14 protein-coding genes are annotated in these 15,913 nt (G+C 45.8%); 11 read left to right on the forward strand and 3 right to left on the reverse strand.

Annotation, left to right across the window (positions count from 1 at the left end; translation table 11 throughout):
• The first annotated feature begins 667 nt into the window (after window positions 1-667).
• From trmA to Q0389_RS10245, 3 genes are read left to right on the forward strand one after another with little or no spacing between them, the layout of a single operon-like run.
• On the forward strand, window positions 668-1,783 hold the full coding sequence (gene trmA, locus Q0389_RS10235; protein ID WP_298693930.1) for a tRNA (uridine(54)-C5)-methyltransferase TrmA: 1,116 nt from the start codon (window positions 668-670) through the stop codon (window positions 1,781-1,783).
• Window positions 1,780-3,393 carry a hypothetical protein gene (locus Q0389_RS10240; protein WP_298693931.1) on the forward strand — a complete coding sequence of 538 codons (1,614 nt, stop codon included), beginning with the start codon at window positions 1,780-1,782 and terminating at the stop codon, window positions 3,391-3,393. Before trmA ends, Q0389_RS10240 begins: the two co-directional genes overlap by 4 nt.
• A gap of 38 nt (window positions 3,394-3,431) precedes the next feature.
• Window positions 3,432-3,818 (forward strand): hemerythrin family protein, encoded by a 387-nt coding sequence (locus Q0389_RS10245; RefSeq protein ID WP_298693932.1) that lies wholly within the window; start codon window positions 3,432-3,434, stop codon window positions 3,816-3,818.
• A gap of 9 nt (window positions 3,819-3,827) precedes the next feature.
• On the opposite strand, the gene Q0389_RS10250 is transcribed toward Q0389_RS10245, so the two are convergent.
• Genes Q0389_RS10250 through Q0389_RS10260 form a run of 3 tightly spaced genes read right to left on the reverse strand, consistent with a single transcriptional unit; the run spans window position 3,828 to window position 5,496 of the window.
• Complete coding sequence (locus Q0389_RS10250) at window positions 3,828-4,721, reverse strand: hypothetical protein (protein WP_298693933.1); 894 nt, start codon at window positions 4,719-4,721, stop codon at window positions 3,828-3,830.
• The gene (fliN, locus tag Q0389_RS10255) at window positions 4,718-5,071 is read right to left on the reverse strand and encodes a flagellar motor switch protein FliN (protein ID WP_298693934.1); all 354 of its coding nucleotides are present in this window, start codon (window positions 5,069-5,071) and stop codon (window positions 4,718-4,720) included. The genes Q0389_RS10250 and fliN overlap by 4 nt, the downstream gene beginning before the upstream one ends.
• Before the next feature lie 2 nt (window positions 5,072-5,073).
• Entirely contained in the window at window positions 5,074-5,496 is a 423-nt protein-coding gene (locus Q0389_RS10260) for a chemotaxis protein CheX (RefSeq protein WP_298693935.1), read from the reverse strand.
• 129 nt (window positions 5,497-5,625) lie between these two features.
• Here Q0389_RS10260 and Q0389_RS10265 point away from each other — a divergent pair, with 129 nt between their 5' ends.
• The 8 genes from Q0389_RS10265 to gdhA all read left to right on the forward strand — a co-directional run.
• Window positions 5,626-6,363, forward strand: a complete 738-nt coding sequence (locus Q0389_RS10265) for a sulfite exporter TauE/SafE family protein (RefSeq protein ID WP_298693936.1) — start codon at window positions 5,626-5,628, stop codon at window positions 6,361-6,363.
• A gap of 4 nt (window positions 6,364-6,367) precedes the next feature.
• Window positions 6,368-9,184: an excinuclease ABC subunit UvrA gene (gene uvrA / locus Q0389_RS10270; RefSeq protein ID WP_298693938.1), complete on the forward strand. Its 2,817-nt coding sequence runs from the start codon at window positions 6,368-6,370 to the stop codon at window positions 9,182-9,184.
• Between the two features lie 32 nt (window positions 9,185-9,216).
• Window positions 9,217-10,035, forward strand: coding sequence for an HDOD domain-containing protein (locus Q0389_RS10275; RefSeq protein ID WP_298693939.1), 819 nt, complete (start codon window positions 9,217-9,219; stop codon window positions 10,033-10,035).
• 8 nt (window positions 10,036-10,043) lie between these two features.
• Window positions 10,044-12,770, forward strand: a complete 2,727-nt coding sequence (gene polA / locus Q0389_RS10280) for a DNA polymerase I (protein WP_298693940.1) — start codon at window positions 10,044-10,046, stop codon at window positions 12,768-12,770.
• A gap of 177 nt (window positions 12,771-12,947) precedes the next feature.
• Complete coding sequence (locus Q0389_RS10285) at window positions 12,948-13,568, forward strand: SatD family protein (RefSeq protein ID WP_298693942.1); 621 nt, start codon at window positions 12,948-12,950, stop codon at window positions 13,566-13,568.
• On the forward strand, window positions 13,565-14,005 hold the full coding sequence (locus Q0389_RS10290; protein ID WP_298693945.1) for a hypothetical protein: 441 nt from the start codon (window positions 13,565-13,567) through the stop codon (window positions 14,003-14,005). The genes Q0389_RS10285 and Q0389_RS10290 overlap by 4 nt, the downstream gene beginning before the upstream one ends.
• Window positions 14,006-14,067: 62 nt before the next feature.
• Window positions 14,068-14,649, forward strand: a complete 582-nt coding sequence (locus tag Q0389_RS10295; RefSeq protein ID WP_298693947.1) for a YqiA/YcfP family alpha/beta fold hydrolase — start codon at window positions 14,068-14,070, stop codon at window positions 14,647-14,649.
• A gap of 26 nt (window positions 14,650-14,675) precedes the next feature.
• A partial coding sequence (gene gdhA, locus Q0389_RS10300) for an NADP-specific glutamate dehydrogenase (RefSeq protein ID WP_298693949.1) occupies window positions 14,676-15,913 on the forward strand: 1,238 nt, incomplete at its 3' end.

Below are 15,913 nucleotides of genomic sequence, written 5' to 3' on the forward strand. Positions count from 1 at the left end.
CCACCGAGATCTACACTCTTTCCCTACACGACGCTCTTCCGATCTTTTTATTGGTATTAACCGTCCTTTTTCTGGCACCGAGTCTGGTTCTGGTGATGACGACGTTTACCCGTTTTGTGATCGTATTCGGGTTTTTGCGTCAGGCTTTAGGGACACAGCAGGTTCCGCCGACACAGCTGTTGGTTATGCTGGCTTTGATTCTGACGGTCTTTGTTATGGAACCGGTAGCGACCAAGGCGTATGACGAGGGGATCAAGCCCTACAGCGAAGAGAAGATAACCTACGACGAGGCATTTGAAAAGACGACCGAGCCGTTTAAAAACTTCATGGTGCGCAATACACGGGAAAAAGATCTGGCACTGTTTTTACGGATTCGCCATATGGAAAATCCGCAATCGATCAAAGAGGTTCCGTTGACGATTGTCATTCCGGCATTCGTCATCAGTGAATTAAAAACGGCGTTCGAGATCGGATTTCTCCTCTTTTTACCGTTTCTGGTCATCGATATGGTCGTCGCGTCGATCCTGATGTCAATGGGGATGATGATGCTTCCTCCGGTTATGATCTCGATGCCGTTCAAGATACTCGTTTTTGTCATGGTGGATGGATGGAACCTGCTGATCGGCAATCTGATCGCCAGTGTCAAATAGAAAAGAGGGTTATATAGGTGCAGTGTGAGTATTTTGGTATCTGCGGGAGCTGCCGCGATTACGAAGAGGGGTATGAAGGACAGCTGGAACGAAAAGTTTCAGCGGTTCAAGCAATGTTCGCCCCTTTGTTTTCAGGAGGGATTACGATTTGTCCTTCTCCTCCCGAACGGTACCGATCCCGCGCCGAATTCAAAATCTATCATGATGAAAACGGTATCTCGTATGCGATGAACCGACATGATCGTCAGGGGGCGTTAAAAATCGAGCACTGTTCGATTGTCTCAGCCACTATTGCTTCGGTTATGGATAAGCTTCTTGCGCACATCAATGATTTAGGGATAGGGCATAAACTCTTCGGTGTTGATTTTTTAGCTTCGCAAGAGGGGGAGATTACCCTCAGCATGCTGTATCATAAAGCGCTGGATGATGAGTGGAAGAGCAACGCTCAGGAGCTTGAAAAACGCTTAGGCGTCTACGTTATCGGACGTAGCCGTAAACAAAAACTTATTCTATCTCAAGATTATATTACTGAAAAACTCCGTATTAACGATCGTGAGTACCGCTACATCCATATCGAAAACAGTTTTACGCAGCCTAATCCCCGCGTCAACGAACAGATGATCGAATGGTCTTTGGCTCAATTGGAGGGGATCGGCGGTGATTTGCTGGAGCTTTACTGCGGAGCGGGGAATTTTACGATTCCGTTCGCAACCAAATTTGAGCGTGTACTGGCGACGGAGATTTCAAAAGCTTCTATCCATGCAGCGAAACAGAATATGGCACTCAACGGCGTCGAAAATATCGAATTTGTCCGTTTATCTGCTGAGGAATTTACCCAAGCGCTTGACGGCGTTCGCGAATTCCGGCGGTTGGAAGGGCTGAAAGTCAGCGATTACCGTCTCAAAACCCTTTTTGTCGATCCCCCGCGTGCAGGATTAGGGGAGGAGCCGTGCGCGTTTGCGTCGCGGTTTGAGCATCTCCTCTATATTTCATGCAATCCCGAAACACTCCTTCGCGATTTGGAGATACTGAGCCGAACCCATATGGTTACGGCGATGGCGGCATTCGATCAATTCCCTTATACCCATCATCTGGAAATGGGTGTCAAACTCACTAAAAAAGAGACGCTATGAGAATTATTTTACTCAGTGCGCTTGCGGCGCTTCATCTCTACGGTGCAAATAGCCAAAGCATTCTTGACGAGGTTGCCAAACTGCGACAGAAGTATGAAGAGTGTCGGCAGGGGCAAAGTGCCGTCTTAGGGATCGATCCGAAAAAATACAATGAGTGCGAATACCAGCGCAAAACATCCGAGGGAAAAGTCAAAGGGTATCAAAGCCGTATCGCAAATCTAGAAACGCAGATCAAAGAGCTAACCGGGCAGCTAGAACTTTTAAAAAAGCGCAATAATGCGCTCGAGCGTGAATTATCTCAAAAAAAAGGGATCATCGGCAGTCTGGAAACGACATTGACCTCCAGAGATAAAAAATATCGCGAAGCGGCCGCACGTGCCGATGCGTTGAGCACCGAAGCCAATACGATCAAAGTAAGCCGGATTGAGCGTCAAAAACTGACCAGTTCTCTCGTCGATGCCAAAAAAGAAATCGAACGCCTCAAAAATACTTTGGATAAAATGGGGAAAGAACGTATCGGATTGGAAAAACAGCTCGCCGATGCAAAGGGTAGAATCGGTAAACAGAATAACACCTCTTTAGAGACACGCGATACGAAAGAGAGTAAAGCTGTGGCTGCCGTATCATCCGATCAAAACGGCAGAATAAAAGCACTGCAAGATGAATTGACGAAGGCAAACGCATTGATCGTCCAATTGCAAAAAGCGAATATGCAGAAGAGTAGTAATGAAAAAGTAGTCACGAAAGTAGTAGAACCGACAGACAAAATCATCGCTTTACAGCGTGAATTGGCGGCGGCTCAAACCACCATCGCTAATCTGAAAAATAATGCTTCCGCCTCTAAAGTACCGACAGTCATTTATAAAGACCGCCCAGTCGAAAAAATCGTTGAAAAAGTTGTCTACAAAGAGCGCCCGGCAGAATCAGCCAAGGTGATTACAAAAATTGTTGAGCCGACCGATAAAATCGTCGCATTGCAAAGAGAACTCTCTGCGGCACAAACAACGATTGCCAATTTAAAAAATAATGCTAAAAATACGAAAGCGCCTTCAGTAGTCGAGAAAGTCGTCTACAAGGATCGTCCGGTAGAGAAGATTGTAGAAAAAATAGTGTATAAAGACCGACCGGTCGAAAAAATAGTTGAAAAAATTGTCTATCGGGATCGTCCGGCTGCAGCGGAAAAAAGTACGACAAAATCCTTAGAAGCGATTCAAAACGTCAAAGTATTGCATGAACCGCAAAAGAATTCGCACTCTCTTGCGACTACAAAAGCCGCTTCGTCAAAAACAGCGGATAAAGTGCTGAAAACACCGAGCAAAGTTCAAAATGTAAAACAGGAATTGACTGCTGAAACGTCAAAAGCACAAAATACTACCGCCGTTTCGGCGAAAAAAGGGGCATCGGCATACCGTATGGCGGTGAACGCGCCGATTTATAATGCACCGGGCGGAAGACAGATCGATACGTGGGAGGAGAGACGCTCTTTTACCGCCGGCGTGCCGCAGGGAGGATGGGTTCACATTACCGGATATTTCGTCAACCGCGTGTGGCAACGTACGGCCGATGATGAAAACTTATGGGTCAAAGAGAGCGATGTTATCCGCCGATAGAATGAAAATTGAATGCTAATGGATAAAAAAGGTTCTTTATGACACATTTTTCGGAATCTCTCAAAGTTGGAATCGAATCGATAGACCGTCGGCATGAAGAGTTCTGGGAGCTTTTTGAAAATTTGAAATCGGCTTCGGATGATACGTTTAGTGCAGCTTTTGAAGGGTTGATTGCCCATACGAAAGAGCATTTTGCGGAGGAAGAATCCGATATGTCGCATCTCGATTATCCTAATCATAAAGAGCACGTGGCCGAGCATCAAAAGGCATTGGACGAGATGGGATATTTTTTGCAGAAAGCGCAGAGCGGCAGATTGATGTTTGCCAAAGCGTATGCAAGAGACCGTCTCGGAGACTGGTTCCGAAACCATCTTTTGAATATGGACAGCGATTTGGCGCGTGTGATAGCGTTAAACGCCCGATAGGGCGGTTTTTTAATAGGCTCCGGAAGCTTTTTCTTTATAAGAATCGAAGGCTTCATCCTGTGCGGGAGCCAGTTGAAAATAGCCGTCCAGTTCGCGATGTTTGGACTGTAGGAGGCTTTCGAATTCGTTTTGCGTAATCGGAATATTATCCTGAAACTTGTCGAGAAGAAGGGTGTTGTTCCCAAGAAGAACCAAATAGCTTTGTGTGCCGTAATCGAGCATGGCGACAGTGTGGGCGGGATCAAGCGTTTTTTGGAAGCGGATATGCACTCCCCCCGCATCGGAAGGCGTTTTTATCGGTGCGGCAGAAGCTGGTTTCGCTTCGGATGCCGTTTTATTGAAAAGCCACGGCGTTTTAGGTTCGGCTTGAATCGTTGCGGCACGTTTGGCAATATTTTGTTTCAGCCAGAACAATATTGCGATACCGATCACCAAAATAGCGATTACAACGTAATAACTCTGTTCGAACTCATTGTTATTTTTGGTCGGAAGCCCCGATAGGGCAGTTTCATCGACCGGAGGAGTTTGTGTAACAGTGTCGGTTGCCGCAGGGGGGATAAAGCGGAGACGAAGCCCGTAAGAATCGGATGTCTTGGAAGCTTGCATCGTCACGTCTTTAGCTACCTGTGCAATGATGTCGATGTGTTCACCCTGCGGGGCAATAGTCAACTTTTCCAGATATTTCGAGTTGACATTTTTGATCTTGGAACCGTCGATAAAAGCCTCTTCGAGTTTGACGATGACGGTATTTCCCTGTCGGCTTTGGCGCAATACCCCTTCGTAGGGAGTATCGAACGTCAGCATGACGTCGACTCTGTCGTTGCGGTCATAGACGTTATAACTTAGAATTTTTGAACCCCACAACAAAACGGGGAGCAGTAAAACGGCAATGATTAATTTCATAGTCTCTCTTTTGAAAGGTAGTAAAGTACGGCACTCGAATCAAGAACTTCATTAATACGGATGGCGAGGTTCTTTTCGTAGACCATCACCTCGCCTTTTCCGATGATACGGCGATTGACATACGATTCGACGCTCTCACCAGCGGGTTTACCCAAATCGATAACGGACCCTTTTTCGAGTTTGAGAATTTCTCCCAATGATAGAGTCGTTTGTCCCAGATCGGCGACAAATTCGACCTCCATATCCAGCAACCCTTCGTAATCCATCCATGAAAGCTCTTTGTCGGCATCAAACGGATGATTCTCTTTTAAAAGTACGGGTTGCGGTTCCGGTGTTGCTGTATCACTCATTCTTAAAGCCTTTGCAATGCAATCATCATTTCGCCGTTTTCGATACCGAGTCGCTGCATCTCACCGAGACGGTTTTGAGATACCTCTTCGGAAACAAAAAAAGGTGTCGCAATCGTCATCGATTGTTCATAGGACTCTTCGGCAAGGACTTTTGCGCTTCCGACGATCATGTTGGTTGTCTCCAGAAGCATGTCGATAAGGGTTTGTTCATCGCTTTCGTCCTCACCTAAAAACATTTCGGTAATCATTTGCATCAATACAAAATCACACCCTACAAACACTCTATGCGAGGTTCCGTCACCGGCTTCAACATCGATATAAGCAAGAAGTGTTCTCTTTTGAGGGGAATCGGTGATAGGCTGACAGGATAAGCGCAGCTGATGAATACAAAAATTCTCGGCAGCTTGTAAAATGATCGGCAGCATGCTTCCTCGTTTACGATAGGGTTTTAGTATGAGAATTGATTATAGCGTAAAATCAAGTGAACGAAAAGGGGTTTTCTTGAAGGGTGAAGCGAGTATAATCGCGCGATACAAAACGATGAACGGACAGATATGATAATCGAACTGGCTATTTTAGGTGTCGGAGTGGGAGCTTTGTCGGGGTTCTTCGGTATAGGAGGGGGGACGGTTACCGTCCCGATTCTCCTGTATTTGGGATTCGGGATCAAAGAAGCGATCGGTATTTCCGTCATGCAGATGGTGGTGGGTTCTTTGATGGCGGCATGGATTCACCATAAAAAGCAGACCTATTCGGTAGGCGAGATTCAGTACTTCGGATACGGCGGTATCTTCGGAGCGATTCTCGGCGGGATTTTGGTCAAATTACTCCATGAAAGCATCTTGGAATGGCTCTTTTTGGGGATAGTCGCTTTTACTCTCGGGCGTTTGGCGCTCTCATCGCCCGTGCCGACCCGTCCTGAAGTCGTGAACCGACCGCTGTATACGGCGATAGGCGGGGGAATCGGAATCTTTTCGGGGATGCTCGGTGTCGGCGGGTCGATTCTGATGACTCCCGTTTTGGTCAGTTTTATGGGATTTCCGCTCAAAAAAGCGTCTGCTGTCGGGCTCTTTTTTGTGATGTTTACCTCGATCTCGGCTTTCATTACGCTCTCATGGCTTGGATTGGTCAATTATCAGGCAGGAATGATTATGGCATTAAGCTCTATAATCGGAATTATCGGCGGTATTTGGCTGCTGAATAAAATTCAGGTGAATCATTACAAAAGTGTTTTGGTTGTTTTTTATATTATCATCTTTGTCATTACGGCATACAAACTCATAGTGGAGTAACTTTATGGATATGATCAAAATCATCGGCGCCCGGGAACACAATCTGAAAAATATTTCACTGGAAATCCCGAAAAACTCGCTGGTTGTCTGCACCGGAATCAGCGGAAGCGGGAAATCGACTTTGGCGTTTGATACCCTTTATGCCGAAGGACAGCGCCGATACATCGAGTCGCTCTCCAGTTATGCCCGTCAGTTTTTGGACCGTGTCGGAAAACCCGATGTCGATAAGATCGAAGGGCTCACCCCGGCGATTGCGATCGATCAGAAAACCACCTCGAAAAATCCCCGCTCGACGGTAGGAACAATCACCGAGATTTATGACTATCTGCGTTTGCTCTACGCACGGGTCGGTATACAGCATTGTCATTTATGCGGCAAAAAGATTTCAAAAATGTCGGCACAGGATATCATCGATCAGGTGCTTAAACTCCCCGAAAATTCGAAAATCGTCATTATGGCTCCGCTGGTACGGGAAAAAAAAGGTTCCTTTGCCGATATCCTCGAGTCGTTGAGGCACAAAGGATATGTCCGTGCCATGATTGACGGGGTTATGGTTCGGCTGGATGAAGAGATCGAACTTTCCAAAACCAAAAAGCATACGCTGAAAGTGGTGATCGACCGTTTGGTTATCCGTGACGATAACCACGACCGTGTTGCCCAGGACGTCGAAAAAGCGCTTAAAGAGTCGTACGGCGAAGTGGAGATCGAGATTCAAAACCATGAAGAGGTAGGGTTGCGCGACAATTTGGTTCACTACAGCGAACATAGCGCCTGTTTCGACTGCAAGGTGAGTTTTGATCCTCTCGAACCGCTCTCATTCTCTTTTAACTCTCCTAAAGGGGCATGTCCCGAATGTGACGGTCTGGGAATACGCTACGCTCTCGATTATGAGAAAATTATCGATGCCGACTTGCCGATCGAAAAAGGGGCGGTGAAGATCGTTTACGGATTTAACAAAGGGTACTATTTTACCTTTTTGAAAGCTTTTTGTGTCGCGGAGGGGATCAGTATTACGGCTCCGTTTTATACCCTCGAAGAGCATCAAAAAAAAGCGATCCTACACGGCAGCGTGGACGAAGTGGAGTTTAAATGGAAAGATCACCCGATCAAACGGGTGTGGCCGGGGATCGTCCGTATCGCATACGATATTTTCAAAGACGAAAAAGATCTTGCCGATTATATGTCCGAAAAGCCTTGCAATGTTTGTAATTCGCACCGTCTCAAACGCGAATCTCTGGCGGTAAGAGTCGCGGAAAAAGGGATCGGAGAGGTGATCTCGATGCCGCTGAAAGATTCGTATGCATGGTTTGCAGACCCGAAAACATTTGAAGAATTCAGCGATCAGCAGGCGATGATCGCCGCTTCGATTCTCAATGAAATCCGCGAGCGGCTCTTTTTCCTCTATGACGTAGGATTGGGGTATCTCTCTCTCAGCCGTGACGCTAGGACGATCAGCGGGGGAGAAGCACAGCGTATCCGTATCGCCAGCCAAATCGGAAGCGGTTTGACGGGGGTAATGTATGTTCTGGATGAACCGAGTATCGGTTTGCATGAACGCGATACTCTCAAGCTGATCCGGACGCTTCGTTCGTTACAGGAAAAAGGGAATACCGTCATCGTCGTCGAGCACGATAAAGAGACGATTGAAAATGCCGACTTCATTGTCGACATCGGTCCGGGGGCCGGTAAATTCGGCGGAAACGTCGTGTTTGCCGGGACGCTTGAGGAGATGAAGAAAAGCAATACGCTAACGGCGGATTACCTCTCAGGCCGTAAGAAAATCGAATATTTTTACCGGCGTGAACAGAACGTATGGATGAGCGTGAAAAATGTTTCATTGAATAATATTAAAGACTTGAGCGTTCGGATACCGCTTCATAATTTCGTCTGTGTCACCGGTGTCAGCGGAAGCGGGAAAAGTTCGTTGATCCTTCAGACGCTTCTGCCTGTAACGCGCGAAATCCTTAATCATGCCCGTAAGGTCAACCGTGTCGCGGGAGTTGAAGTAGAGGGATTGGATAAACTCGATAAAGTGATCTATCTCGATCAAAGCCCGATCGGACGAACTCCGAGATCGAATCCGGCGACGTACACGGGCGTCATGGATGAAATCCGTAATCTGTTTACGAAAACCAAAGAAGCGCAGATACGAGGGTATACGGCGTCACGGTTTAGTTTCAACGTCAAAGGGGGGCGGTGTGAAAAATGTCAGGGAGAAGGAGAGATCAAGATCGAGATGCACTTCCTGCCCGACATTATGGTCAAGTGCGATGCGTGTCACGGAAGCCGCTATAACCTTCAGACGCTTCAAGTCGAGTATAAAGGGAAAACGATCTCGGATGTTTTGAACATGTCCGTCGGAGAGGCGCTCGAATTTTTCGCACCGATTCCGAAAATTAAAACAATTCTTCAAACCCTGAGTGATGTCGGGCTCGATTACATCACTCTGGGGCAAAATGCGGTTACCCTCTCGGGAGGAGAGGCACAGCGGATCAAGCTGGCCAAGGAACTGAGCCGAAAAGATACCGGTTCGACACTATATATTTTGGACGAACCGACGACGGGATTGCATTTTGACGACGTGAACCGGCTCACGAAAGTTCTCCATAACTTTGTAGAACTGGGTAATTCCGTACTGGTCATCGAACATAATTTGGACATGATCAAAAACGCCGATTATATCATCGATATGGGTCCTGAAGGAGGCAGTGGCGGCGGATTGCTCGTTGCGGAAGGAAACCCCGAAAAGGTTGCGGCCGAATGGGAAAAGACCGGAAGTTTCACCGGAAAATATTTGGCTCTTGAGTTAAATAGGCTATAATATCTTTAATTGTGTTTGTATGAGGATAGTGAATGAAAAGCTCGATAATCAATAGTATTAAATCTTTGCCGCCGCTCCCGAAAACGGTCATTGACATGCAGCGTGTCTGCAACGATCCGAACTCTTCGATCAATGATCTTGTGAAGACGGTTGAACATGACCCTATGATTGTTGCCAATTTACTCAAAGCCGCTAATTCCCCTTTGTACAGTTTTCGACGGGAGATTAGCAATGTCGCTCAGGCCGTATCGCTCTTTGGAATGAGTATGACCCGTTCAATCGGTTTGGGAAATTCTGTCCGTAAACTGTTAAACGTCGATATGGAGCCTTACGGGATCAGTTCGGACCGTTTTGCGGAGATATCTTCGATTCAGGCGGCATTGATGCATGCATGGTACACGAAGATCGACCGTGCGAAAGCGGATAAACTCTTTTTGGCGGCATTTTTGCAGGAGACGGGTAAAATCATTATCGCAAGCGATGTTATCCAAGAAGATTTGGCGACCAACTTTAAATCGGATATCGAAATCGCCATCGATATTGCGAAAGTTGAGCGCTCGTATGTCGATGAAACGACGGCAACCGTCACCGCTGCCATCTTTACCCACTGGAATTTTGACAGAGAATTTGTCGAAATGATCGAATTTTCCGATATGCCGCAACAAGCTCCTGAAGAGGTCAAAGAGTTCGCTAACGCACTCAATATCATCAAAACCATTGTTCCGATCAACAATCCGTTCGGCGAGCATGGGATCGCTTTCGGACTCAAAAAAGCGGAAGCGGCAGGCTATGACGTTGCTAAACTCCAAGGGGCGATCGATTCGGTTCTTGAAAAAATCCGTGTGAAATAGATTTTTCGATGGCTCAGAAAACCGTCACCGTCATTGATACGTTCGGATTTTTCTTCCGCAGTTTTTATGCTCTACCTCCTCTTAGCAACAAACACGGTTTCCCGACCGGTCTATTGACCGGATTTATCAACTTTATCGCCTCTTTGCATAAAGACCACAGCAGCGACTATCTTATTTTCGCCCTTGATGCCAAAGGGCCGAGTTTCCGTGCCGAAATCGATCCCTTGTACAAAGCCAATCGCTCACCCGCTCCCGAAGAACTGACCAAACAACTCCCCGTCGCGATTGAGTGGATCGATAAAATGGGATATAAATCGCTCTCCCAAAGCGGCTATGAAGCCGACGATATGATCGCTTCGGTTGTCCGTCAGGCGCGTGCATACGGTTATCTCGTCCGTGTCGTTTCGCACGATAAAGATCTCTACCAACTGATCGATGACGACCGTGTCGTATTGGTCGATGCGATCAGCAAAAAAGTGATGAACGAGCGTCATTGCGATGAAAAGTACGGAGTTCATCCGCGACAATTTATCGATTACCAATCGCTGATCGGCGATACGGCCGATAATGTTCCCGGTGTTAAAGGGATCGGCAAAGTCACGGCACAAAAACTCCTCTCGCAGTTCGGAACGCTCGATGCGATGTATGAGCGGCTTGACGAAGTCAATCCGCCCCGAATCCGCGGTTTACTGGAAACGTACCGGGAAGATGCCTTTCGTTCCCGCGAACTGGTACGTCTCAAAGACGACGTATTCGAGACACTCGATTTTGAATCGTTTGCGATGCACTTTGATAATCCGTTTCTCCCGATTTATGACGATCTGGTCCATTATGAGATGAATGCGGTTTTGCGCACGCTGAAGGCAAAAGCTCTGTTTGAGGAGTCGCAGCCGTCGGTTTCGCAAACGTCAGAATCGGCAAAAAATAACGTTATACAGTGTGAAACGACCGAGGGATGCAGTATTCTCATCGATACGGACGAAGCGCTTGAAGCTCTGATCGCTTCGATTCCTCACGACGCAGCGGTTGCATTCGATACCGAAACCACGGGACTGGATGCGGGAATCGATCATTTGGTGGGATTCAGCTTCAGTTTTAACGCTAATGAGGGGTATTACGTACCACTGGCACACAGTTATCTCGGTGTCGGAAATCAAGTCTCAGCCGAAGCGGCAAAAAAAGCGATTACGGCTATTTTCACCCGCCCGGTCATCGGACATAACATCAAGTTCGATCTCCATTTTGTCACACGTTTTTTGGGAGTGGAGAGACTGAATATCCACGCCGATACGATGGTGATGGCATGGCTTACCGACTCAGCCCGTTCGCTTGCGATGGATAATCTCTCCCAGTCGTTGTTACACCATGAAATGATCCATTTTAAAGATACGGTTAAAAAAGGGGAAAGTTTTGCTTCGGTGGCGATTGAAGATGCCTGCAAATATGCCGGAGAAGATGCTTATATTACTTACCGTTTGTATGAAGTACTCCGTGAACAGCTTCTCTTAAAAGGGGGACAGGAAGCGCTCGACGAAGCGTTTGAAGTTGAATTCCCTTTTACCCTGACACTGCTTAGGATGGAGCGTGAAGGGATTGCGGTCGATACGGCGGTATTGGAAGTATTTAAAAAAGAGGTTGCCCACGAAATCGCTTCGTTGAGCGAACAAATCTATACTGCCTGCGGAACGGTGTTTAATCTGAACTCTCCTAAACAGCTCGGTGTGGTTTTATTCGAGACACTGGGGCTTCCTCACGGTAAAAAGACGAAAACCGGCTACAGTACGGACGAACAGGTTCTGGAAGGGTTGAAAAACGAACACCCGATGATTCCGATGCTTTTGCAGTACCGCGAGTATCATAAACTCTATTCGACCTATATCGAACCGTTGATCGCACTGGCTCAAAACGATCCTTCATCGCGCATTTACACGTCATTTGTTCAGACAGGTACGGCGACAGGACGGCTCAGTTCCAAAAATCCGAATCTCCAAAACATTCCGGTAAAAACGGCATTGGGGATGCGGATACGTGAAGCATTTGTCGCTCCAAAAGGTAAAAAACTGATCGGAATCGACTATTCACAGATCGAATTGCGCCTATTGGCCCATTTCAGTAACGATGCCGTACTGGTCAATGCGTTCAACGAAGGGCATGATATCCATATGCAAACGGCAATCGCCCTTTTCGGAGAAGAGGATGCACCGCGCAAGCGTAATATCGCCAAGACGGTCAACTTCGGATTGTTATACGGAATGGGGCAGAAAAAACTCTCCGATACATTGGGGATTACAACGAAAGAAGCCAAAGAGATTATCGAGCGCTATTTCGAAACCTTTCCGAGCGTCAAAGGGTATTTCAGCGGTATCGTCGTTCAAGCCAAAGAGATGGGATACGTGGAGACGCTGCTCCATCGTCGGCGTTATTTCGATTTCGCGAGTGCAACCCCGATGCTCAAAGCGGCATATGAGCGCGAATCGGTCAATACGGTATTTCAGGGGAGCGCATCGGATCTCATCAAGCTTTCGATGAATAAAATCGACGCGATGATCCGTTCCGAAAGTTTGCGCGCGCGTATGCTGCTTCAGATTCACGATGAATTGATCTTCGAGGTCGATGCGGACATGGCCGAAGAGTATGCGGCACGGTTTGTCGACGTGATGGAGTCGATCATGCCACTGCGGATTCCGTTGAAAACTTCAATGCATATCGGGAATCACTGGGGCGAGTTGAAATAATCTTTATTATTTCTGCTTAGGTGGGATTAACGAATCACGAAGAAAAAATATTCAAAAGAATAAAATGAATATAAAAAGCTTCAAAACTTAAAATTGAATATAAAAATATTCAAAAATACTATTTTTTCTTTCTAAATGCTATAATGGTTCATCAATAAGTAGTATTGAGGATCACAAATGCAGTATATATTAATGGGTGACGTGATTAAGAGTCGACAAAAAGACTCTGCACTTCTATGGAATGATCTCAATGAAATTGTTAAAAAAGCAAATGATATATTCGCAACAGATATTTTGTCACCTTTACAGATAAAAATCGGCGATGAATTTCAGGTTGTGATGAAGGATATAGTTTCAACATTACAACTTCTTTATTATCTCAATATTTATTTCACCTATAAAAATATAAAAGTTCGTTTCGCAATAGGATATGGCGATATTGAAACGGTAATAAATAGCTCATCGGCAAATAATATGATGGGTAAAGGGTTGACTGAGACTTACGAAGCATTAAACGACAAAAAAGATCCTAATCGTTATCGTTTTTATATTCAAGAGAATAAAAAAATTGAAATAGCTTTGAATGGTATTGGCTTATTGCTAAGTGAAATTGAAGAGATGAAGGTTTCACTTAAACAATCTGAATATTTATATCGTAAAGTAGTGTTGCATCAGGAAATTGATGAAATTGCAAAGTCGATGCAAGTCTCGGAGAGATCGGTTTATGGGTATGAAGAGAGATCAAAATTCAAATTATTTCAAAAAATATTTGTTTCAATCAAGGATATATTACAATGACCGATCCTGTTTTAAAATATTATGACGAAGTATTATTCATAGTAGTTGTTCTGGGATTTCTGTCGTATATTGGAAATTTTATAGCTAAAAAAATACTGGGAAATCGAGGTAAATTATCCAATCAAAACGATGAAACAGAATCCTTTTTTCAAAACGGGCAATTAATTGGAACATTAGAACGTTTACTTATCTTCATTGCTATTCTTATTCAAGAATGGTCATTAGTTGGGATTGTCGTAGCATTAAAAACTATCGCACGATATAAAGAGTTGGATGATCAAAGTAAAGCAGAATATTTTTTAATCGGTTCTTTGTTTAGTTTGTTATGGGCGGTTAGTATTGGGGTACTGGTATTGTTACTTATCAAAGAAACAGGGTGTTTTGAACAATTAAAATTTTTAGTTGATGATAAAACAATGAATGTAAAAATTCTTTGAATACTAAAAGCTTCAAAAATTAAAATTGAATATAAAAAGTTTCAAAATATAAAAGGTTAAAAATGATCATCTATATCCACGGTTTCGGAAGCCACGGTATGGGAGCCAAAGCGAATATCCTGCGCCGGTATTGCCAAGAACGCGATATCCGCTTTATCGCCCCCTCTCTCTCAACGATCCCTGATTTGGCGATTACGACGCTCGAAGAGCTGATCGAGGCGTTCCGAGCGACTGAAAACGTTTATCTGGTCGGTTCGTCTTTGGGGGGGTATTATGCCCTGTATCTATCCCATAAATATCATATTCCCTGCGTATTGATCAATCCGGCTATTCATCCGTATCGGACACTGGAAAAAGCATTGGAGTACGTTCCGAGTTTTTACGATCAGAGTGTTTATGAATGGAACGGAAGCCATTTGGATATGCTCCGAAAATACGACGTGAATCCTCCGTGTGGGGAAAAAACGCTCTTGTTGGTGCAGACGGGTGACGAGGTGCTCGATTACACCGAAGCGGTTGAAAAACTCTCCGATGGGAAAGTGGTGATCGAAGAGGGCGGCAATCACGGTTTTGAAGGGTTTGAAAACTATTGCGAGAGCATTGTGAAGTTTTTCAGTTCGGAAACTAGCAACGTCGGTATTTAATGACAGGGGAAAAAAAGGATAATATTATGGTCGATAAAATTTTAGCCAATCTTGAAAAGTCAAACTGCGCTATCGATAATACATTTTTGCAGGCGGTGAGCGAGGTATTGCACTCTTTGGAGCCGATAGTCAACGGCGACTCACGCTATGAGACCTATGCTATCTTGGAACGGTTGGTGACGCCTGACCGGATCATCCAGTTTAAAGTCCAATGGGTGGACGATCAAAACCGGGTTCAGATCAACAACGGCTATCGGATTCAATTTAATAACTCCCTCGGCCCTTATAAAGGGGGATTGCGGTTTCATCCGAGCGTATCGATCGGAGTTTTGAAGTTTTTGGCATTTGAACAGATATTTAAAAATTCGTTGACCGGATTGCCTATCGGCGGAGCCAAAGGGGGAAGCGATTTCGATCCGAAAGGGAAAAGCGATTTCGAAATTATGAAATTCTGCCGCGCGTTTATGCGTGAGCTGCACCTTTATATCGGAGCGCGTATCGACGTTCCGGCAGGGGATATCGGAGTCGGAGCACGCGAGATCGGATTTTTGTACGGTGAATACAAACGGATCACCCGCAGTTATGACGGGGTTCTCAGCGGCAAACCCTACGCATTCGGCGGTTCGCTTTTGCGTCCTCAGGCTACGGGATACGGTGTTGTCTATTTTGCAGCGGAGCTGCTGAAAGAGGAGTTGCACGAATCGCTGGAAGGTAAATCATGCGCGGTCAGCGGAGCGGGCAACGTCGCCATCCATACGATCGAAAAACTAGAACATTTCGGTGCAAAAGTAATCACGTGCAGCGATAGCGAAGGGACGATATACGATTCGCGCGGCATCGATCTCAAAATTCTTAAAGAACTTAAAGGGGACGAACGGCATGCCTCTTTGATCCATTATATCGATGCGATTCCCTCTGCCGTTTATATCAAGAAAGAAGATTATCCCCAAGGGGGACATGCGGCTTGGAGTTATCCGTGTTTCGCCGCTTTTCCGTGTGCGACGCAAAACGAACTCAGTCTGATTGACGCCCAGACACTTATCGGCAACGGCGTACGTGCGGTGATCGAAGGGGCGAATATGCCGACGACACCCGAAGCGATCGATCTGTTTCAATCCGAAGGAGTTCTTTTTGCACCCGGCAAAGCGGCTAATGCCGGAGGAGTCGCGGTTAGCGAATTCGAGATGTCTCAAAACGCCTCTATGGAAAAATGGGACTTTAACAAAGTGGATCGAAAACTGAGCGAAATTATGCGTCATATCTA

The sequence above is a fragment of the uncultured Sulfuricurvum sp. genome, assembly GCF_937936435.1.
GTDB lineage: Bacteria > Campylobacterota > Campylobacteria > Campylobacterales > Sulfurimonadaceae > Sulfuricurvum.

Excerpts from the sequence above, each read along its gene's own strand:
- Q0389_RS10240 (WP_298693931.1), top strand. The coding sequence starts at position 1,780 with ATGAGAATTATTTTACTCAGTGCGCTTGCGGCGCTTCATCTCTACGGT.
- Q0389_RS10245 (WP_298693932.1), top strand. The coding sequence starts at position 3,432 with ATGACACATTTTTCGGAATCTCTCAAAGTTGGAATCGAATCGATAGAC.
- Q0389_RS10250 (WP_298693933.1), bottom strand. The coding sequence starts at position 4,721 with ATGAAATTAATCATTGCCGTTTTACTGCTCCCCGTTTTGTTGTGGGGT.
- fliN (WP_298693934.1), bottom strand. The coding sequence starts at position 5,071 with ATGAGTGATACAGCAACACCGGAACCGCAACCCGTACTTTTAAAAGAG.
- Q0389_RS10260 (WP_298693935.1), bottom strand. The coding sequence starts at position 5,496 with ATGCTGCCGATCATTTTACAAGCTGCCGAGAATTTTTGTATTCATCAG.
- Q0389_RS10265 (WP_298693936.1), top strand. The coding sequence starts at position 5,626 with ATGATAATCGAACTGGCTATTTTAGGTGTCGGAGTGGGAGCTTTGTCG.
- uvrA (WP_298693938.1), top strand. The coding sequence starts at position 6,368 with ATGGATATGATCAAAATCATCGGCGCCCGGGAACACAATCTGAAAAAT.
- Q0389_RS10275 (WP_298693939.1), top strand. The coding sequence starts at position 9,217 with ATGAAAAGCTCGATAATCAATAGTATTAAATCTTTGCCGCCGCTCCCG.
- polA (WP_298693940.1), top strand. The coding sequence starts at position 10,044 with ATGGCTCAGAAAACCGTCACCGTCATTGATACGTTCGGATTTTTCTTC.
- Q0389_RS10285 (WP_298693942.1), top strand. The coding sequence starts at position 12,948 with ATGCAGTATATATTAATGGGTGACGTGATTAAGAGTCGACAAAAAGAC.
- Q0389_RS10290 (WP_298693945.1), top strand. The coding sequence starts at position 13,565 with ATGACCGATCCTGTTTTAAAATATTATGACGAAGTATTATTCATAGTA.
- Q0389_RS10295 (WP_298693947.1), top strand. The coding sequence starts at position 14,068 with ATGATCATCTATATCCACGGTTTCGGAAGCCACGGTATGGGAGCCAAA.